The organism is Shewanella aestuarii, assembly GCF_014647215.1.
Lineage (GTDB): Bacteria > Pseudomonadota > Gammaproteobacteria > Enterobacterales > Shewanellaceae > Shewanella > Shewanella aestuarii.
Window position 1 is genome coordinate 186,052 of sequence record NZ_BMOT01000007.1, and the last position, 19,757, is coordinate 205,808.

The 19,757-nt window shown below is 41.8% G+C and carries 23 protein-coding genes; 13 read left to right on the forward strand and 10 right to left on the reverse strand.

All coding sequences use genetic code 11. The annotated features are described in order from the left end of the window. Positions 1 to 176 precede the first annotated feature (176 nt). Positions 177 to 1,007 (forward strand): HDOD domain-containing protein, encoded by an 831-nt coding sequence (locus IEY03_RS11900; protein ID WP_188841930.1) that lies wholly within the window; start codon positions 177 to 179, stop codon positions 1,005 to 1,007. A 334-nt stretch (positions 1,008 to 1,341) separates the two neighbouring features. Here the strand turns inward: IEY03_RS11900 and IEY03_RS11905 are convergent, their stop codons facing one another. Beyond that, a complete protein-coding gene (locus tag IEY03_RS11905) occupies positions 1,342 to 1,776 on the reverse strand; it encodes an Lrp/AsnC family transcriptional regulator (RefSeq protein ID WP_188841932.1) in 435 nt (144 codons plus the stop codon). A 141-nt stretch (positions 1,777 to 1,917) separates the two neighbouring features. Between IEY03_RS11905 and yjeH the strand changes: the two genes are divergently transcribed. Then, positions 1,918 to 3,201: an L-methionine/branched-chain amino acid transporter gene (yjeH, locus tag IEY03_RS11910; protein ID WP_188841934.1), complete on the forward strand. Its 1,284-nt coding sequence runs from the start codon at positions 1,918 to 1,920 to the stop codon at positions 3,199 to 3,201. Between the two features lie 105 nt (positions 3,202 to 3,306). Here the strand turns inward: yjeH and IEY03_RS11915 are convergent, their stop codons facing one another. After that, positions 3,307 to 3,756, reverse strand: a complete 450-nt coding sequence (locus tag IEY03_RS11915; RefSeq protein ID WP_188841936.1) for a tellurite resistance TerB family protein — start codon at positions 3,754 to 3,756, stop codon at positions 3,307 to 3,309. Between the two features lie 111 nt (positions 3,757 to 3,867). Then, entirely contained in the window at positions 3,868 to 4,401 is a 534-nt protein-coding gene (locus IEY03_RS11920; RefSeq protein ID WP_188841938.1) for a DUF2780 domain-containing protein, read from the reverse strand. Positions 4,402 to 4,559: 158 nt separating this feature from the next. On the opposite strand from IEY03_RS11920, the gene IEY03_RS11925 reads away from it, so the two are divergent. The 3 genes from IEY03_RS11925 (at position 4,560) to IEY03_RS11935 (ending at position 7,879) form a co-directional block, all read left to right on the forward strand. Continuing rightward, a complete protein-coding gene (locus IEY03_RS11925) occupies positions 4,560 to 5,294 on the forward strand; it encodes a hypothetical protein (RefSeq protein ID WP_188841940.1) in 735 nt (244 codons plus the stop codon). Between the two features lie 215 nt (positions 5,295 to 5,509). Beyond that, positions 5,510 to 6,928, forward strand: a complete 1,419-nt coding sequence (locus tag IEY03_RS11930) for a tetratricopeptide repeat protein (RefSeq protein WP_188841942.1) — start codon at positions 5,510 to 5,512, stop codon at positions 6,926 to 6,928. Between the two features lie 216 nt (positions 6,929 to 7,144). Further along, a complete protein-coding gene (locus IEY03_RS11935) occupies positions 7,145 to 7,879 on the forward strand; it encodes an EAL domain-containing protein (protein ID WP_188841944.1) in 735 nt (244 codons plus the stop codon). 217 nt (positions 7,880 to 8,096) lie between these two features. On the opposite strand, the gene IEY03_RS11940 is transcribed toward IEY03_RS11935, so the two are convergent. Together IEY03_RS11940 and IEY03_RS11945 are read right to left on the reverse strand one after the other, a co-directional pair. Then, positions 8,097 to 8,459, reverse strand: a complete 363-nt coding sequence (locus IEY03_RS11940; RefSeq protein ID WP_188841946.1) for a hypothetical protein — start codon at positions 8,457 to 8,459, stop codon at positions 8,097 to 8,099. A 92-nt stretch (positions 8,460 to 8,551) separates the two neighbouring features. Next, on the reverse strand, positions 8,552 to 9,520 hold the full coding sequence (locus tag IEY03_RS11945) for a LysR substrate-binding domain-containing protein (protein WP_188841948.1): 969 nt from the start codon (positions 9,518 to 9,520) through the stop codon (positions 8,552 to 8,554). Between the two features lie 124 nt (positions 9,521 to 9,644). Between IEY03_RS11945 and IEY03_RS11950 the strand changes: the two genes are divergently transcribed. Beyond that, positions 9,645 to 10,844: a multidrug effflux MFS transporter gene (locus IEY03_RS11950; protein WP_188841950.1), complete on the forward strand. Its 1,200-nt coding sequence runs from the start codon at positions 9,645 to 9,647 to the stop codon at positions 10,842 to 10,844. A 57-nt stretch (positions 10,845 to 10,901) separates the two neighbouring features. Here IEY03_RS11950 and IEY03_RS11955 read toward each other — a convergent pair whose 3' ends face one another. Further along, positions 10,902 to 11,192: a hypothetical protein gene (locus IEY03_RS11955; RefSeq protein WP_188841952.1), complete on the reverse strand. Its 291-nt coding sequence runs from the start codon at positions 11,190 to 11,192 to the stop codon at positions 10,902 to 10,904. A gap of 101 nt (positions 11,193 to 11,293) precedes the next feature. Continuing rightward, positions 11,294 to 11,866, reverse strand: a complete 573-nt coding sequence (locus IEY03_RS11960; protein WP_188841954.1) for a putative porin — start codon at positions 11,864 to 11,866, stop codon at positions 11,294 to 11,296. A 72-nt stretch (positions 11,867 to 11,938) separates the two neighbouring features. On the opposite strand from IEY03_RS11960, the gene IEY03_RS11965 reads away from it, so the two are divergent. The 7 genes from IEY03_RS11965 (at position 11,939) to IEY03_RS11995 (ending at position 17,964) form a co-directional block, all read left to right on the forward strand. After that, complete coding sequence (locus IEY03_RS11965; RefSeq protein ID WP_188841956.1) at positions 11,939 to 12,553, forward strand: tRNA-uridine aminocarboxypropyltransferase; 615 nt, start codon at positions 11,939 to 11,941, stop codon at positions 12,551 to 12,553. Next, positions 12,550 to 12,921: a hypothetical protein gene (locus IEY03_RS11970; protein WP_229778301.1), complete on the forward strand. Its 372-nt coding sequence runs from the start codon at positions 12,550 to 12,552 to the stop codon at positions 12,919 to 12,921. Before IEY03_RS11965 ends, IEY03_RS11970 begins: the two co-directional genes overlap by 4 nt. Positions 12,922 to 12,950: 29 nt before the next feature. Beyond that, complete coding sequence (locus IEY03_RS11975) at positions 12,951 to 13,610, forward strand: class I SAM-dependent methyltransferase (protein ID WP_188841959.1); 660 nt, start codon at positions 12,951 to 12,953, stop codon at positions 13,608 to 13,610. Between the two features lie 368 nt (positions 13,611 to 13,978). Beyond that, positions 13,979 to 15,307, forward strand: coding sequence for a M16 family metallopeptidase (locus IEY03_RS11980; RefSeq protein WP_188841961.1), 1,329 nt, complete (start codon positions 13,979 to 13,981; stop codon positions 15,305 to 15,307). Further along, positions 15,304 to 16,749, forward strand: a complete 1,446-nt coding sequence (locus IEY03_RS11985; RefSeq protein ID WP_188841962.1) for a M16 family metallopeptidase — start codon at positions 15,304 to 15,306, stop codon at positions 16,747 to 16,749. The genes IEY03_RS11980 and IEY03_RS11985 overlap by 4 nt, the downstream gene beginning before the upstream one ends. 95 nt (positions 16,750 to 16,844) lie before the next feature. Further along, entirely contained in the window at positions 16,845 to 17,450 is a 606-nt protein-coding gene (locus tag IEY03_RS11990; protein ID WP_188841972.1) for a hypothetical protein, read from the forward strand. Then, positions 17,437 to 17,964 (forward strand): hypothetical protein, encoded by a 528-nt coding sequence (locus tag IEY03_RS11995; protein ID WP_188841974.1) that lies wholly within the window; start codon positions 17,437 to 17,439, stop codon positions 17,962 to 17,964. The genes IEY03_RS11990 and IEY03_RS11995 overlap by 14 nt, the downstream gene beginning before the upstream one ends. A 95-nt stretch (positions 17,965 to 18,059) precedes the next feature. On the opposite strand, the gene IEY03_RS12000 is transcribed toward IEY03_RS11995, so the two are convergent. From IEY03_RS12000 to IEY03_RS12010, 3 genes are all read right to left on the reverse strand, one after another. Next, positions 18,060 to 18,392 carry a DUF2956 domain-containing protein gene (locus IEY03_RS12000; protein WP_188841976.1) on the reverse strand — a complete coding sequence of 111 codons (333 nt, stop codon included), beginning with the start codon at positions 18,390 to 18,392 and terminating at the stop codon, positions 18,060 to 18,062. Continuing rightward, positions 18,389 to 18,853: a tRNA (uridine(34)/cytosine(34)/5-carboxymethylaminomethyluridine(34)-2'-O)-methyltransferase TrmL gene (gene trmL / locus IEY03_RS12005; protein WP_188841977.1), complete on the reverse strand. Its 465-nt coding sequence runs from the start codon at positions 18,851 to 18,853 to the stop codon at positions 18,389 to 18,391. Before trmL ends, IEY03_RS12000 begins: the two co-directional genes overlap by 4 nt. A gap of 85 nt (positions 18,854 to 18,938) precedes the next feature. After that, complete coding sequence (locus tag IEY03_RS12010) at positions 18,939 to 19,679, reverse strand: transporter substrate-binding domain-containing protein (protein WP_188841979.1); 741 nt, start codon at positions 19,677 to 19,679, stop codon at positions 18,939 to 18,941. Positions 19,680 to 19,757: the final 78 nt, after the last annotated feature.

The window sequence follows — 19,757 nt, forward strand, 5'->3', positions numbered from 1 at the left end:
ATGAACTAAGTCCTGAGCGCATTAGAGAGCCGTTGCTATCTTTCTAACCTGCTTAAGATACACTATTAACTCACCCGAAAAAGTGAGTCAGTAAATCCATTTATACATAAGTGGAACATAATCTGAACTCATCCCTTATTAAAAGAGGATATGGGTGGATCACAAGGAGAACACATATGCAGTCTGCGGCGTTATTAAAAAGAGTTGATGAGCTTCCTCGTTTACCTAAAGCTATCAGTGAATTACTCGAAGCGGTTAATAATGAAAATAGTTCGGTCAAAAGTATTTCATCGAAGGTCGCTCAAGACACCTTGATCAGTGCTCGTGTATTACGTTTAGCTAACTCAGCTCATTTTGGACGAAGCCGTGAAGTCGGCTCAATTGATGAGGCGGTTATTCGATTAGGAATGCAAACCCTACGAACCCTAGTGATCGCATCGGCCGTGGTTGGCGCGATCCCGAAAGTTGAAGGTGTTGATTTAGCTGACTTTTGGGGAACGACTTTCGAAATATCTTTATATGCGCAAGAGTTAGCAAAACGTTGTAATGTTCCTGCTGATGAAGCTTTCACCTGCGGTATTTTACATAATATTGGCGATTTACTCATTGCTACCGTTGAACCCAGTTTAGCGGCACAAATTCGTGCTGCGGCCGAGCAAGGTGGCGATACCCAAGATCTTGAAATGAAACTATTAGGGTTTGATTCACCTTCAGTGGGCGCGTTACTGGCCAAAAACTGGAAGTTTACTCCAACTTTGGTGGCTGGGATTGAATATCAACGCAACCCTAAAACCGCTGAACCGCAATCAAAATTAGCGATTTTGATGTATTTATCTCACCACATTTATACTCACTGGGATGATGAGCGTGGTGAAGAGCCATTTACGGCCTGGCTAGCTGGATTGATTAACAATGCCGGAATCATCAAAATGGATATGTCGGGTTTAACCGATAAGCTAGTAGAATTGCGCGGTAAAGGCATAGAAATAGGCAAACAATTAGCCTAGTAAACTAGAGCTTGTTGATTTTTGCAGGTTGGATTTTATTCGAGTTAAACGTGTAAATTGAGGCGAATGCGTAGATGCTTAGTTATCTGAGCCACTCCTCATTCACCAAGATGCATTCAACAAAGAGTAAAATGTTTTTAGCCGAACTCCTTAGGTATCGTTTGTTGGCCATGTTTACAGCGTTATCGACTTATTATGTAGAATAACTGCACTACAAAGACTCTGTTTTGTAAGGATTTATAACGATATAAAGTAAAAATAAGTTTGCAAGATTAACAGGCCCGATAGTTAGTAAAAGCCAGTCACAATAAGATGACTGGCTTTTTTGTGTTAATTAATCCGAGTTAAGGTTATTAATCCATTCGCTCATGACGACATGGGTTTTGATTTTGATGATGTCGGTTTGTGCATCAATATATTCACGAATTTCATGTAAGCGCTTCATTGAGTCGGCATGAACGTAAACCAATAAATCCATGTCACCTGTAATGCCTTGGCAGGTGATCACTTCAGGAATACTCTGAAATACATGCACTACATCGGCGCAGCGAGGGCATTTATGTTGTATTTCAAAATAGGCAGAGACTCCTTGTTTTTGTGATTCGCTTAATAATACTTGGTAACCACGGATCACTCCTGAGGTTTCCAGCTTTTTTATTCGCTCAGTAACGGCACTGCGTGACAAACTGACTCTATCTGCGATAGTCGAAATACTTTGGCGGGCATCTTGGCGCAACTCATTTATAATGGCTTTATCAAATTTATCCATAACCACTCCGTCATTTCGTTGGTCTTTTGTCTTCTAGGCGTCATATTGTTGGTTTAATACCGCATTTAGGCGCTTATCGCCGACAAATTGATACTCGATTTGAATTTATAATAACCTAAAAATAGCCTAGTAGAATAACAAATGAATCAAATAGCAGGAACAATAGGACGCTGGCAAGGAGCCGGGTTAATGGCCACCACTTTGTTGGGTACAGGAGTATTTATTTTACCGCAAATGACCATCGCGGTGGCGGACTCAGGGGCATTACTTGGGTGGCTGATACTTACCTTGGCAATTATTCCGGTGGCACTGGTATTTGGGTTATTAGCCAGCCGGTTTCCCCATGCAGCAGGGCCTGCTTATTTTGTCGAAAAAGCCTTTGGCCGAACCGCAGGCAGAACCATAGGGCTAATCTTTTTGTTAGTTATCCCCATTGGCGCGCCAGCCGCTATTCTTATGACCTTCCAATTTATGGATGCGTTAGTGCCACTTAAAGGAGGCTGGCAACTGGTGGCTGAGTTATTTGTAGTGTTAGTTTTATTGGGGTTAAACATTCGCGGTATTCAGGTGTCTGCCAAATTGCAATTTGGTTTAACCTTAGCCATTGTGAGTGTGGTGGCAATATTGTTTGCTGCAAGTGGCTTGAATTCAGAGCAGCTTGAATCATTTAATCAGGCCAGTCATCCGCAAGTTAGCACCGTCATGTTGGCTATGGGTATCGGATTTTGGAGTTTTTTAGGTATTGAGGCCATGACCCATCTTGCCAGCGATTTTCGTCGTCCCGATAAAGACATGCTGCCAGCCATTTTGATGGGCACTGTGCTGGTGGGGGTGATTTACTTAGCCTGTACATTTTTATTGTTGATGGTGCCAGCAGATAAAAGCGGCGTAGCAATGATCAGCGCATTTGATTATTTACTCAGTGAAAGCTTTTTACACGGGTATGGTGCAAACATTATTGGTGTACTCGGTATTGCTAGTGGACTGGCTACCGTAAACGTCTATGCCGGAAGTGCAGCAAGGCTGCTGTGGAGCTTTAGCAAAGAAGGTATTTTACCTAAATATTTTGTGGTGTTGAATCGCCATGGTGTGCCATTTAGAGCCTTATTTACCATCTTAGGGACGATGGCCTTGGTTATTGTCGCCACTTTTTATTCTCAGCATGATTTAGAAGAACTGATTGCCTGGAGCAACGGGGTATTTGTGATTATCTACCTATTAGCCATGTTGTCGGCGGTGAAGTTGTTAAGTAAACGCTATTTACCGTTAATCATTGCCAGTTGTGTATTTTGTGTTGGGATAGGAGTCGCGCTTGCTGACAATATGTTGTACGCGATATTGTTAGTGGCAATCATAGCCCCCTTTATGTGGTGGCAAAAAACACACTTGCAGCGTAAGCATGCCACTATAGCGACACCTGAGTAATCTGTACTTTTGGGTGCGACTGTGAAAATGGCGTATTTTAATGTGCTTGCTGTGTTTGAGGGGCAACTCATTTACAGGGTAAAATGCCGGCAGCGTGATGTGAGCTTATCTTTGTTCCATCGCGATATTACGCATTTGAATCAGCTCGCTGTGCTTGAGGTAAAGTAAATCAGCACAGCGACGAATAATTTGATCTTCATAGCGTGATAGCTCACCGTCAGCATAAGCTAAACGCCACATGGCAAGTAGCAATTGCTGCTTTTCTTCGAGACTAAATTGTTGGTTAATTTCAGCGGTAAATTCAAATAAAGAGGTGGCATTGCCTCTGATTAAAGTGGCTTGTTTAATCAGATCTTGTGCTTCTTCGATACTGATATCTAACGTGTTTTTTAACATGTCTGGTAACAGTGAAACTTCAGATTCATTTAGGGTTTCGTCGGCATACACTACTTCAAGTAATAGGGTTGCCGCCGCTAAACTTAATTGGTGTGCTTTATCCTCAGGGCTTATTGCATGAGTACGTGCCTGAATAAATTGTTTGAGCTTTGCAATCATAATGACTCCTCGTTGAACACTTATCCTAGCAAAGACAATAATGCCGAGCACTGTGCTCGGCATTAATTAATGTTTAGGTTGACCACTTTAACCCTGTGGCAGGAGTGTAATTTACAATAAAGAGCCTAAACCTTTCATCAATAAATCCACTGAACCGTCACCCGATTGCTGTTGTAAATACTGCTTAGCAATATCGACCATAGGGGCGACATATTCTCTTGAAATACCCAATTTTTCAAAAGAGTCATATACCATAGCAGCTCCTTGGAATGACGAGCCTAAATCACCAGCTTTAGACAGTAACCCTGACATACCAGAATCGCTACCTAGTGCTGGTGCAGCACCTAATATCGAATCGATACCTGGAATGCTTTTACTTAAGGCGCTAAAGTCGCTATCACCTAAGTTGGATTGGGCTAAGCCAAGTAAAGACCCTAATCCACCTGCGGCTTGTTGCTCATTTAACCCTAACTGAGACATAACATTGCCAACTAATGCATTGTCAGCTAAACCTGTTGCTACTTTAGCTTGGGTTGCAACTGGTGCCACTTCACTCTTAGTCACATTGTCTAACCAGCCTGCACTAGCTGGCGTTGTCAATAAAACGGCCGATAATACTGAGTTAGCAATAATAAAACGCTTCATATAATCCATCCTTTGGTAAATATTGTGCTTTAATTGCCGTCATCTTAACGTTTTTTGGTGATTTACGACATATGCAGATTTTGTATTGTGCAAAATCAGTCATTTTTGGGTATCCTTAGCCCCATATACATCCTAAGTTGATTTTTGGAATCTCATTTATGTCACTTTCAGCTACTTTGACTGAAGCTTATTATTTTTTTCGTAATCATATTAGCCAGCTCGCGGCGATGACCTTGCCGTTGTTGTTGGTGCAGGTGATGATCCAGCTTTGGCTGGGAAATGAAATGATCCAAGCTGATGTTGAGAATCCGCAATTCGGCGGGATCCATGCCGCTGCAATGATGGCGCTATTATTACTATTTTCTACGTTAATCGCTGCGCTTACTGTGTATCTTGAAGTCCGCTCTCGGGGTCATGATGTCACCACCGCAATGGTGTTTAAGCAAAGTATCCAGTTTGTGCCGCCATTATTATTAGCAGGCGTGTTTTCGGGCTTAGCGATTTTAACCCCAGTGATGCTATTTGCTGTTTTTGGGCCAATGTGGTTAGTGGGGCTAGTGATCAGTTTTTACCTATTTGCCCGCTTGGCTTATGTGAATTTTATGGTGATTGTTGAGCAGCTCACGCCTTTAGAAGCCATCAAAGCCAGCTTTGTATTTACTGGGCCAATTACAACTAAAACCATTGCGATTTTAATGCTATATATTCCATTATCTTTAGTGGGTGGCACCTTGTCACAAATAGCAGCGCAAGTAGGGTTCCCGCTGCAGTTAATCACAGATACCTTATTTGCATTTTTAGGCTTATTTATTAACGTTGCATTATTTCGCTTATATATGGTTAACCGTAAAACGGATACCCCGCAAAGCGATGACACTCACACAGAGGTGTAATTTACCCCCTCAACTTGGGTTAGCGAATAAACCAGATTGATGCAGCAAGCATTCATGTGGGTACAATCAATCTTGCACGCCACACTGATAACAAGGCGAGTTCATTTGCGATAGCAGTCTATTGCTATGAATTCAGGAGAGTTAGCGGCGAAAAGGAGTGTTTGATATGGGTTTATTATCCCTCGTTGAGGTGATTCAGTTTACAGGGGTGAGTATTGATAACTGATATTGAGTTAGTTAACCAATTCTCCACCAAGCTGGGTGAGGATTATGCCAGCGCCAAGAGCTATGTCCGTGACATACCAACTCAGGCGTTGGTATTTGTGCGAAGTTTTACCCACAAACTGGCAATACTCATTGCCGAACAACACCATCTAGAGTTCAGTAGCCCAAACCTATACGACCGGATTGAGCAATTAAATCAACGGCGTTTGCTAGACGTAACAGCTATTCGAGCTATGCATAAGTTGCGTAGCGACGGTAATCGTGGTGCGCACCCTGAAAAATATCATCTAACTCAAACTCAGCTAGTGGCTTTGGCAGAGAAGTCGATTAAGCAAATTCTTAACTTAGTCGCACAGCTTTATCCAGTACTACATTCCGCTCAAGTACTCGCTTACCAATTTGTCGCATTCGATTCGCTCGCGGGCAGAGATCTATGCTATCGGGCGATGATGCAAAATGATCACCATGCGCAGTATTTAGTGGCCATGTCATTAAAGGCACAAGCGCTTATGGCACAAGAGCAAGCCAGTGCCACGGCATTAGATGCTAAAACCGCCTCTGCGCTTGCAACGACTCAGGATGAAGTACAGCGCTTATTTGCTCAGGCTGCTTACTGGTTTGCTCAAGCTGCACCCTTTGAAGATGTGGCCTTGTATGAGCATGGCGTTAGTTTGTTGCATGGCTATGCCGAAAGTGGCCAAGTAAAGCAGGGTGAGTTGCTCATAGCGCAAGCGGCCAAAGCGGGTATAACAGAGGCGCAAGCGTTATTGGGTTATTTTTATTTGGTGGGTAGCACTGTGTTTGCTGTTGATGTTGAACAAGCCAAAGTATTACTTCAGCAGGCAGCTGAAGCAGAAAATATCGAGGCAATGTCTAATCTTGGTGTGCTGTTTTATCAAGAAAATGACCATCAGCAAGCGTTAGCCTGGATGAGCAAAGCGGCGGAATCGGGTTATCCACAATCTCAATACCATTTGGCATTATTATTGGCAGAAGGCGCAAATGCCGACTCTGAACAAAGCCGTTTATGGATGCAAGAAGCCGCAAGTCAGGGACAGCTTGATGCCATGTTGCATTGTGCTACCGAAATTCTTCACAATGATGATGCTCAGAGCATCGAGCTTGAACTGGCAGAACGTTATTTACATGATGTGATTAAGTATGGTCATAACGTTACCGCGATGATTGAGTTGAGTGTGGCTTTAGCTGACGGAATGCTTAGCCGAATCGACGTGGTGCAATCCGCATACTTATTGCAGCAAGCCAAACATTTTGGCAATGATATTCAGCAACAAGTGATTGAGCCATTGTGGCAATCACTATTGATGCAGATTGACAGTGTTATTGCGTTGAATCCCAGCAAAGAAGAGTTGGTCAGTTTACAACAGGCTAGACAATTTCTTGAATAAACCGTGTATCGGTTCAAGCCCGTTCATTTATATTTGCCGCTATTTTTAGCCTTAGATTGTCTATTTTTAAAGCCATTGATACGTGAGTGTATGCATTATATTCATGTAAGCTATTTTGATGATTTACACGCCTTTACATGATAATGATTCTTATTTAGAATTCGCGCACTCTTAATAGATGCCGGAAAGAGTAACGTAAGTTACTTTAGGTTAAATATGATGCATGAAGACAGTTTAAACCCTAAATGTTTAATTGATTTAATTGAGCGAAAACGATTTGGTGTTGAGTATCAGCCAATTATTGATTGCAGAAACAATGACATTTTTGCTTATGAGGCACTAGCGCGTTTTTACAATGCCGATAACACGACCATTAGACCAGATTTGGTTTATGCCTCTTTACACAGCAGCCCATTAAGTTTGTTCCAAGTGGAATACCAACAAAAAAGACTACAATTATCTTATGCCGTTAACGGCTCAAATCTTTTTGTGAACTTAGATCAAGACTCGTACTTTTCGAGTGGGGTGATTGATGAAAACAATCCTTTTTTGAAGCTATTTAAAGAGTGTCATAAAGCCGAGATTATTGTCGAGTTGATTGAGAATTCAGAAATTAATGATGCGATAATGAGTTTGGCGATGATTAAAAACTTATCTAAAAACAAAATACTTACCGCTATTGATGATGTGTGTAATCCGCAATCTATGATATCGACATCCGTTATCCAGTTAGTTAAATACATCAAACTTGATAAATACGTATTACAAAATCGGGCCAATGAAAATTTTATGTTATTGGTTAAATCGATTATCAATTATGCCCACAATGCAGATAAACAAGTTATTTTAGAAGGTGTTGAAACTGAGGATGACTTAGCGTTGGCACATAAACTTGGCATCGATTTTGTGCAGGGTTTTTACTATAAAAAACAATTTAAAATGGTGAAGTAATATACCGTGCGTAAAGTGTGATGCGAAGTCATGCAGATGTTGATGGTTTTATTATGATTTTTAACTAAATCACCCGCGATTTAAGACGGATGTCGATGACCCATGTTGGGTCATCTGCAAAACGGGTTGTGAATTATCTTCTACTGGCCACATTTGGGCGAAAAAGAACGCCGAGTCAGTCTTACTAACGGCAATTTTGATTAAACAATATAATGTTTTAGTTCACTTGCTCATCGGCATTATGTTCAAAGGTACGCCCTTGTGGATGAGCGTTTTTAGGTTGTTTAAACATGTTGGCATAAGGTGCGGGTTTTTCACGTTGAACATCGGCATAGCCTCGGTATATGTCACCCTGATTACGTTGCGATGATGCGTAGGCTTGTTTCATTTTCGGGGATAAAAATGTACGACCTAACACCTGAAAAGTAATGAAACTGAGTAAGCCTAACAAGAGCAAAAAAGGCAGCAATATCAACGCTAGCACAACGATACTGATAAGTGCGAGCAGTACAATAATAGGATTCATGGTTGCGAATCTATGTTTTAAATGCGCTGAATTAAATGACGAGTTGAATCTCATAATGGCTCCTAAATGCGATTAGCCTAAACAGTTTCTCTATGATTTACAGCAAGTGTGCAGCAATAAGACATAATATGTCACGTTAAATGTGGTTAATGTGCTGAGCGCATTAAGGCTTTAGGAATACTATTAGAAATCATTTCTCTGACCCATTTATGTCCAGGTTCTTGATTATTACGCTCATGCCAAAGTAACACGTAAGCCATAGGCATAAACTCAAATGGCAGCGGAATTTGCACTAACGAATAGAGATTTTGTGCATGATGAGCAAAGCTGGATGGCAAAGTAAAAATCAGATCTGTGTGGGCACAGATACTTGCCGCGCCGTAAAAGTCAGGCACAGTCGTCGATATTTGGCGATGATGGTTGGTGGTTGCCAAGTGATAATCTAATGCCCACCAATCGTTACCTTCACAGCGCACTTGAACATGACTTAGGGCTAAATAGGCTTCTTTATTCCAATCACCACGGCTGATGGCGTGTAAAATCGGGTGGTTTTGGCGTACTAGGCAAACTTGTTTATCGTTGAATAAGGTTTGGTATTCAAGGCCATCAGCAAGATCATCTGCTTTAAATTGTGACTGCGGGTGTACATCGCGGCCCGCGATACCAAAATCAATTTGTCCATGTTGTAAATCGTAAATCGACTTTTCATTCCAGCCATAAGAGTCTAACTTTAATTTAGGCGCTTGTTGCAGCAGTGGCCCAATAAAATACGGGATCAGGGTTTCATAGGCACTTTCTACCATGGCTAAGGCAAAATGACGTTGGCTAGTGGCGGGCTCAAAACTCGGGGGCTGGGTAAGTTGATACAGATTTTGTAATGCTTGTGGTAACACCTTTCCTAATGCTAATGCATGCGCTGTAGGCTTTAATCCGTGAGCCGTGCGTTGAAACAGTGGGTCGTCTAAAGTGTCACGAAGACGGTTTAAACTTTTGCTTAAAGCGGACTGACTTAGGTGTAAACGATTGGCAGCACGCGTCACGCTTTGTTCTTCAAGTAAAACTTGCAGTGTCACTAACAGATTTAAATCGATTCTTGCAAGGTTGTCTAAATTCATTACAGATATTCCTTTGGGGAAATTCATTGTGGAGTTTATATCATTTCTTGTCATACCTCTAATGCGATAAAATTTCACCATACCCAAATCGGTATCCATAGCTTAAACATGAGTGAGAAGTCTGATGCAACGTAATTTATTGCCACTATTAATGTTAATGGTGTTGTTAAGCCCACTGGCCATTGATATTTATTTACCTTCCATGCCGACCATGGCGTTAGAGTACGGCGTATCAGACAGCCAGGTGCAATCCACCTTAGTTTTATTCTTATTTGCTATGGGATTAGGGCAAATTCTGATTGGTCCACTAGCGGATCGTTTTGGGCGCAGACCCATCGCCTTGTTTGGTATTGTGCTGTATGGCATTAGCAGTTTACTAGGTGCTTATGCTGTTGAGTTTGAATGGCTACAGTTTGCCAGAGTCTTTCAAGGATTAGCGGCGTGTTCTACTTCGATTGTGGTATTCAGCGCGGTTCGCGATTGTTATAACAGCAAGCAAAGTGTATCTATGTATAGCTATCTTAATGGGGCGATTTGCGTGGTACCTGCCCTTGCACCTACACTTGGTGGCTTACTCGCATTGCAATTTGGTTGGCGATCTACCTTTATCTTTATGGCGCTATACGCCATCGTGGTGTTGTTTTTAGTTGGCTTTAAGTTCCCTGAAACACGTCCATTGAATACCGATATCTCTGGCAAACTTTACCGTTGGGGACGATATAAGCCGGTACTGAGCGATGGCCATTTTATGTTTTATGCCTCAACATGCATGGTAGCCATGGCTTCAATTCTTTGTTATGTATCCTATTCTCCGGTATGGCTTATTGGTCGTTTGGGGATGTCTGAACTAACCTTTAGCGCCTTATTTGGATTAAACGCGGCTGTTAATATTGCAGCATGCTTTGCAGCACCTGTGTTAGTTAGACGTATTGGCAATCGCGCTGGCGTACTAGTGGCACTTAACCTTATGATTGCAGCGGCAGCCCTTGAAGTGGTGATGCAATTAGTTGGGCCACAAACAGGATTAGCTGCGGGATTTGCGTTTATGCTACCAATGATGTTGCTCTGCGTAGGCTTTGCAATTTTGTTAGGCCCTGCTACGAGTATGGCCTTGTCAGGTTTTGGTGAGCGGGCAGGTACGGCAACAGCGATGTTAGGTTGTATTCAAATGAGCGGCGCATCAATCTTGACTGCGTTAATTCAATTAACGGATATTTCAGCACCGTTTGCCATCGCACTATTAATGGGCGGTATGTCTAGCATTTTACTTGCAGTAATGGGAATGCAACGCTTTAACCATTGGCATCAAGAGCAGCATGCATAAGTTTTAAATGAAAACGCGCATTATTAATAATGCGCGTTATTGAGAAGCTACTTACAATTAAAATCGAGCGTTGATCGCAACACCCAAGCTAGTTTCTGAGTCACTATCAACAAACACTTGTTGTGCCACAAATTTAGCAGAGAAAATATCAGAAAAGTGCCAATAGTATTGAGTATTGATATTGCTGATATTTTGATTGTCGTTATATCTGCCTTCATTCTGAGAATATTCATTATCATAGTAATAATCCTCCTTTGATTGAAGATAACTCGTTGCAACCCCAACCGACCAAGCGTTATTAATGTACCAATCAGCTTCTACACCCAATGTTAATGTGGAGTTATCCACAATAACATGCGTATCAAACGGGTCTGGTTGTAGGTCTCCGTCAAGCGTATATCCGGAGGCGTAACGATTATTAGCGGTTATCTGGTAATTAATCCCAGCCGTTAAAAAAGCCCAGAAGTGGATTCAAATGGAAGAAAATGCTCGTAGCTGAGGCTATATAAATCGAAATCTCGGCTTTGCTGCTCGTCTACCTCAAAGTAGCAGCCTTTTAAATATTGAGATTCACTTTGTGAGGATGTGGTATATCCTAAAGTTAACTTTGAACTTTCGGAGAAATAATAACCGGTATTGATATGATAGGTATCAATATCATCGAATAAGTTTAAAAATGATGTTTCATTAGCAATTTTTAAATATTCAGCACCAATAAACCACTTTGAATCGAAAACATATTCTCCAGATAACGCATAGAGGTCTTGATATTCTGTCGTTGCATATCGCGCTGAAATAATCGCGCCTTGGTTCAAGAATGCCGCTAATTGATAAGGCCTTTCGGTTTGTTCTACTGCGGTAAAATAATAGCTGTATTTTGCATTGACTAGTCCATCACTATCCTCGGAAGAGTCCATAAAACCAATTTCGGCTTCATGATGAAATGGTAAGTTTTCTGCAGCAAAAGTGGAAAATGATAAAAATGAGGCCAATAAAGCGAGTGAAACCTTTGAAAGTGTCATTGATCGTCCTTGAAGTGTTAAAATGTCTGACGCGAGAGCATAAAGTTCTTTTAACAAAGGTGCAACAGTAGTATGGCTCGATCTTACTGTATTTATTGTACATATCCTATTTCTGCTTGTTTGTGCCATGCAGTTAGCCCAATTCAAATTAGTACTGAAGTGATTGTGATGCAACACCATTCAGAAGTACATCATGCTAAAAATACCGTCAGGCTAATGCAGTTGGTTATCCCTGAAATCAAAGTGGTAGTGGGTGAAAGTCAAACTGATTTTAGTCAGTTAAAAGCCTATTTAGACACACAATCAAAACCTATTTATGTAGTGTACCCGAGTGACAACAGCGTATCTGTTAGTCAAGCGAACCCCGCGAACAACGCTATCATTATTTTAATCGATGGTACCTGGCGTAAAGCGTATAAAATTTTGCAATCAAACCCGTGGTTACTTGAATATACCGCGCTACATTTAGATGTTGAACACGCATCCAATTACATTATTCGTAAAGCCAAACGCCCAGATAGTTTATCCACCCTCGAGGCCACGGCGCTATTATTATCAGCAATGGATTCTGCAGTAGACACCACACCTTTATTTGCAGCATTTGATGCAATGGTGCAACATAGATTGAGCGCCATGCCCGAAGGCATCAAAGCCCGTTATCAATTGCATAACAAGGAAGTAAAATGAAATACACTCTGTTAAGTCTCTGTCTTGCACTCGCATCACCGTCAATGGTGTTTGCCAGCGATACCATTACATCTATTGACCCTGAAAAACCGCGTAAAAAGTTGTCCTTAGAAAAACAGGCCGAACAAGGGCGCATTGACTCCAAAAAATTAGAGCAAACTCAACTTGATAAAGCGCGTGCTGCCGCAAAAGAAACCGCTGAGCGTGAGCAAGATGTGTTATCACATCAAGAGTCCGGAGAGTGGCAAGACGAGCAGCGAGATAAAGCAAAAGCGCAATTTGATGAGCGTGCTGAGCGTGAGAATAAGTATCTAAAACAAGCTCAAGAAGCCGCCGCTAAAGAAAGACAGATTAGCGAAGAAAAGTAGCCTGATTGATTTTTTAAGAGTCCGTTAACATGAATGACACTTTATCCGATGCACCTAGTCATTGCCCGCTTTGTCATCATGATCAGTTGGCCTTTTTTCATCAAGATAAAAGGCGTGCTTATTTTCAGTGCCAGCAATGTCAGCTTGTCACTGTACCAGCGGCATTTTATCTTGATGAAGTTGCAGAAAAAGCGTTTTATGATTTGCACGATAATACCGTGGCAGATGAAGGCTATCAGCGCTTTTTATCGCGTACACTCACTCCGGTATTAGATGCCATTCAGCCTGATGCTAAAGGACTTGATTTTGGCTGCGGAGAAGGTGCGGTATTGAGCAAAATGGCCGCTAAACAAGGTGTGTCAGTTAATAATTACGACTTATTTTATTTCCCTGAGCAGGGACAGCTTCAGCAGCAATATGATTTTGTTACTATGACAGAGGTGCTGGAGCACATTGCCGATGCTCAGCAGGTGTTTAAGCAGCTACAAGGTTTGTTAAAACCTTCTGGTTTATTAGCAATAATGACTAAACGTGTTCGTGACCATGCGGGTTTTATTAATTGGCATTATAAGCATGACCCTACACATATTAATTTCTACAGCGAGGCTACCTTTGAGTGGATCGCGCAAGCCTACCAATGGCAATTAGAGATCATCGATAACGATGTGGTGTTTTTTAGGGTCCCTTAAATCACATACATTAACTAGCGCGTTTTAAACCGAGAGCCTTAAACCTCAGCTAGGGATAGTGGTTTCAATCTTGAAAATAAAGATTTGCAAATAAATCGATACAATTGTTTTTCTCTCGCCATGTCAAAAAAATTAACAATTTTGCAAAATAAAGGTAAGTTAGCCAGTATTGCTGCTCATGCAATAAAGAACGCTGGGCGCCATTGCTGAAACCATCATTGACTCTGGTTACCCTGTTAGGGTGAAGTATCCCGAATTAGTTGCCCAAATGAGTCCTTTAATTGAAGTGCTTGTCGGCCCTTATATGTTAATTGGGCCTGGCACTTGGTGCAGCACAATAGTTATTAGATAGCTCAAAGGAGCGAGATATGAAACGTACGTTAAGCGCATTAATGTTACTGGCAGGATTGCTAAGTACATCGAATGCAAATGCAACAACAGCCAAAGATATTAATAGTTTTACGCTTGATAATGGCATGAAAATTATGGTGTTAGAGGATGGGTCAATTCCTAATGCCAACATGTACTTATTCTGGAAGGTAGGCTCGCGCAACGAAGTCCCTGGCATAACCGGTATTTCGCATTTTTTTGAACACATGATGTTCAATGGCTCAAAAAAGTTTGGTCCAAAAATGTTTGACCGCACAATGGAAGCTGCTGGCGGGGCGAACAATGCCTACACCACAGAAGATATGACAGTGTATACCGATTGGTTTCCAGCTAACGCATTAGAAACGATTTTTGATTTAGAAGCTGACCGCATCGCATATTTAGATATTAACGCTGAAATGGTTGAAAGTGAGCGTGGCGTGGTGCAATCAGAGCGCACAACGGGCTTAGAAAACTCAAATTGGCGTACGATTCAAGAAGCGTTAAAAGGTGTGGCATTTTCAGCCCACCCATACAGCTGGTCAGTGATCGGTTATGAATCTGATATCGCAGCATGGTCATTAGAAGACTTACAGCAATATCATAAAACCTATTATGCTCCGAATAATGCAGTGGTTGTGATTGTTGGTGATGTGAAATTAGCTGAAGTTAAAAAGTTAGCTAACCAATATTTTGCACCTATCCCCGCCCAAACACCGCCTAAAGCTGTGCGCACCTTAGAGCCAGTACAGCAGGGCGAGCGTAGGGTATTTGTGAAAAAAGAGTCTGCTAGCACCCCGAATGTGATGCTGGCCTACCATATTCCAGCGACTAGCCATGCTGATTACTATGCACTGGATTTATTAAGTTCTATTTTAAGTCAAGGTAATAGCTCTCGCTTTTATCAAGGTTTAGTTGATAAACAAATTGCTACCGCTGCTGAAACATATATGCCAATGTCGTTCGACCCTAACTTGTTTTACATTTTAGGTGTTGCGAATTCGGGTGTTGAAGCCAACACGCTTGAATTAGCATTACTTGAACAAATTAACTTAATTGCCAGTCAAGGTGTGACGGCAGAAGAGTTAGAAAAAGTGAAAAACATCAAATTAATTAATTTTTATCGCGACATGGAAACCATTAATGGCAAAGCCAATACGCTAGGGACTTATGAGATGTATTTTGGTAGTTTCGAAAAGTTGTTTGATGCGCCTGAGCGCTATAACACAGTCACTCCTGCGGATATCCAACGGGTGGCACAAACCTATTTAATTCGAGCTAATCGTACAGTAGGGGTGTTAGCTGCCACAGAGGAGAGCGACAAATGAGACTAATAAAACAATCCATTAAATTGTCGCTATCGGCTTTAGCTATTGCCAGTGCCTTGTCGTTAACTGGGTGCGCAACCACGGTTAAAAACACTGCGGTTACTGTCGTCGAAACGGGCAGTTTTAGCTTGCCACAATACCAAACCGTTAGCTTATCTAATGGCCTTAAGGTGAATTTAATGGTGCAAAAAGAAGTGCCGTTAATTACTTTAAGCGCCGTGGTGCGAGCAGGGGCGGTTAATGACACCACCTCAGGCTTGGCTAGCATAACGGCTCAGGGTTTAATGCTAGGTGCTGGTGGCCAATCTAAGGCGGAAATTGAACAAACGCTTGATTTTATGGGGGCAAGTTTGAATACTGCCGCTGATCAAGAAGGCAGTTATATTAATGCCAGTTTTATGACAAAAGATATCGATAAAGTACTGCCTATCTTCAGTCATGTGGTAATGGCTCCTGATTTCGATACGACTGAATTTGCCAAACTACAGCAACGTGAAATAATGGGGTTGTCGCAGCAAAAAGAAAGTCCTCGAGCTGTTATTGGACGTTACTTTAACAAATTGGTATTTGGTGAGCATCCTTATGCCAACCCAAGTTCAGGTAACAGCGAATCCATTGCTACGTTAACAATTGAACAGTTGCGCGCTTTCCATAAGGGGTACTACCAGCCAAGTAATATGACCATCAGTGTCGTAGGAGATTTTGACCCACAGCAAATACAAGCTAAGTTAGAACAGACTTTTGGCGCGTGGCAAAATACTGAAGTCGTTGCTCAGGCTGATTTAAGCCAAGGTTTGCCACAAATGAGCCAAAGCAAAGTGCTTTTAGTGGATAAATCCGATGCGATTGAAACCACCTTTGTGATTGGCGGTATGGGGATCAGTTATGATAATCCTGATTATGTAGGTTTAACTGTGGTGAATACCATTTTAGGCGGCCGCTTTACCTCGTGGTTGAATGATGAGCTAAGGGTTAATGCGGGTTTAACCTATGGAGCACGTTCAGGGTTTGTGCCTTATTCAAAAGCCGGCGTTTTCCAAATCAGCACATTTACTAAGGCGGAAACCACTAAAGAGGCAATGGACTTAGCGTTAAAAACCTATTCTAGACTTTGGCAAACGGGCATAGACCAAGCGACGCTAGACTCAGCAAAAGCTTATGTCAAAGGACAATTTCCACCCAAGTTTGAAACGGCCAGTCAACTGGCAGGGTTAATGTCAGATATGTACCTATATGGTTTTGATGATAATTTCATTAATCAATTCCAAGCTAAAGTTGATGGCTTAACCTTAGAGGAAACACAACGTTTGGTGAAGCAGTACTTCCCACAACAGCATTTACAGTATGTGTTGATTGGTAATGCCAGCAAAATTGCCGATATTGCCAAACAGTATGGCGAAGTGACTCAGGTTGATATTAAAGACAGTGGTTTTGGTCAGTAATTATCATTGACGCGGAAAAAGACCCACTAATCAGTGGGTCTTTTGTTTTATAGCGTGTATATTTTTAAATAGCATTTTTTAAAGAGTTTGATTAAATGGCGAAAATATCCGCAGATGTTTCATTGATAGAAAATTCCAGTGACGAAATAAATGCACGCTCATCCCTTTACCCGCCGACCACAACCACGGATGCAGACACGCCTTGGTGTCATGTTCAAGAAACCATGAATCTGTTGATTTTGGCCATGGCGCAAATTGAATTAGGTTTAGAGGATGGCGATCAAAAAGTGGCAAGTTTAGGTGATCTCTTTACTGATATGGCGACTCATCAGCAGCAAGTTAATCAATATCTAGCTGCACAAAAAGATACTCCGCAAGCCATTACTGAGCACGGTCTGCAATTGGCTGCAAAGGTGAATCAAGGTGTGATGGCTTTTCAATTTTACGACAGGCTATCACAACGTTTACAGCATGTTGTAAACGGTTTGGGATTAACCAAAGAAGTACTAGGCGACCAACATGCTAGGCATACCCGTGCGGCTTGGCAGCAGGTCAATCAACAAATAAAAAATGGTTATTCATTAGAGGAAGAGCGTGCACTGTTTGATTGTATTCTGCAAGGAGGCACGCTGGCACAGGCTTTAGATCTTTATCAACAGCACAAGAAAAAGCCTCAAGAAGATGACATTGAATTGTTTTAAACTCAGTTGGTGGGTCATCATTACTCTCTTAGGTGCTTCGCCGATATCGGCATTTGCGACCAAGGTATCGCTAGATGCTATTTGTCCTAGTTTAAGTGGTGAGTGGCAAGGTAGTGCCGCTAACCCTAATGGGGCATCAAAACGAGTGACTAGCTCCATTATGTGTTCTGCTGATGGGCGCAATATGTATATTAGTGTTAGCCAAGGTGCGCGGTTTGTGAATAGCGAAACCTGGTGGTTTCGTCAGCGCGGCAGTGATATTGAATTAGTGTATTCTGATGGTATCAATGCGGATATTTATCAAACGTTAACTTTATATCAGCAAGCGGGTGGATTTGCCTTTTTAGGTGCAGGCGAGATTAAGCAGCGACCCGCATTGATCCGCCTTTCATTTGACGCTCAATCAGTAGATGCCCAAACTCAGTGGTTATGGCAGCAAAGTGCCCATTTTTTGGATGATGATAGTGATCATTATCAGGTAGTAAGAGGCATCAGTTTGATGCCCGTAGAGTGAGCATTGCTATTTGACTCAGTCATTCGCTTTATTAAGCAAAAAGTGCTCTGCTTAAGTGATCCTTTTAAATGAAAAACTTAGGTAGGACTATATGGTTAGCCCCAAATATACCAAGCAAAACATAACCAGCTTAAACCCAACAAACAAATCAACCCCCACGCTAGCGGGGTCATCTGGGATGATTCATTAAACTCTAACTCTAACTCGGGTTCATCATGCTGAGCTCGTTGTTTTTGTTTAACTTGTTGTTTACGTGCTTTATCGCTTTGTCTGGCCTTAGCCTTTTGCTGCTTTTTGTATTCAGCAATACCTTTTTCAATGCCACTGGCAATCAGCTTAGTTTGCTCTTTAGTCTGCCCCTCTTTTTGGGTCGACTTGGCAATCATCACCGCTTGTTGCTGAGTTTCGCTTGAAATGGGTTGCTTCATTGAGCACCCACAAAATCAAGTTGTCGCCAAGCTTCATAGCTAATAATGGCAACAGAATTTGATAAGTTAAGACTGCGACTGTTAGCTGTCATAGGTATACGCAGCCTTTGTTCTAAAGGGGTAGCGTTAATAATATCCATAGGTAAGCCACGGGTTTCAGGGCCAAATAACAGCACATCATCTTCGGCGAAAGCGATTTGGGTATGTGGACGACTGCCCTTGGTGGTGCAAGCCATGATACGTTTTCCCGCCATAGCAACCAGAAAATCATCATAATTCTTATGGCGTGTCACGCGAGCTAAATCCGCATAATCTAAACCCGCACGTCGCAATTTTTTTTCTTCTAAATCAAAACCAAGAGGCTCGATAAGGTGTAAATGTGAACCATTATTGGCACATAAACGAATAATGTTTCCCGTGTTTGGGGCGATTTCTGGCTCGTAAAGGGCGATATGAAACATGCTGACCTACCTCAAAAAATAACGGTGCATTATAGCTGAACTTGTCACAAGCTCCATGATTAACTGTGTTTATTCATGGCGAGTATCAAGATTTTGGCATCAATGCGTTTAGATCTGATAAAGGGCGGTACCCTTGACGCTTTAATTGTGCCAGCACAAAGTTGCTGTCTTTACATTGTTTATTTACCCAAACCCCGATAGGAAAACGCCTAAATACCAGAGCAGAATCTTGAATTAATGCCGTTGGAAAGCCTATTTTTTCAGTAGCATAGTAAATGGCATTCATGTCACCATAAACATAGTCGACGCGGTTTTTTAGTAAAAGGTTAACTCCTTGCTCTAAGGTGTCGACTAACAAAAGTGTGGCACCCGCATCGACAAATTCTTTGACCACCCCTTTAGGCATTTGCATTCGTAATTGAGCGACAACTTTGCCAGATAATTCATTACCTAGGAAAACCTCAGGTTCGGCTAATCGAAACAGCTTAAGTTCAATTGTTTCTTTAAATAGTGGCACCAAGACATGATCTTTATTCGGTGAAATTGGTGGAAAAAAACTTAAACACCATTGACCTTTATCTACCCGATTATGGGCTCTTGCTGGCGACAAAAACTGCGCATTAATACTGACAGGGGAGTGTGTGAAGGCTTGGGCTAATTTGTCATATGCTATGCCGTATTCGGGCTCTTTTTCTGTAAGGTATGGCGGATATTCAAGAGCAATAACACTAATCGATTGGGCATAGGAACACGGCGCAAAAAAAAGAGCGGCAAAAAGATATAGAAGGATATGATTAGAAAAGTTCTGAACAGCCTGAGAATGCATGAATATCCTTATTCGTTAAATGCGCTGAGTTTTATCGGGGTGGACGCAATAATGATAGCAGTTTTTGCCCTGTAGTAG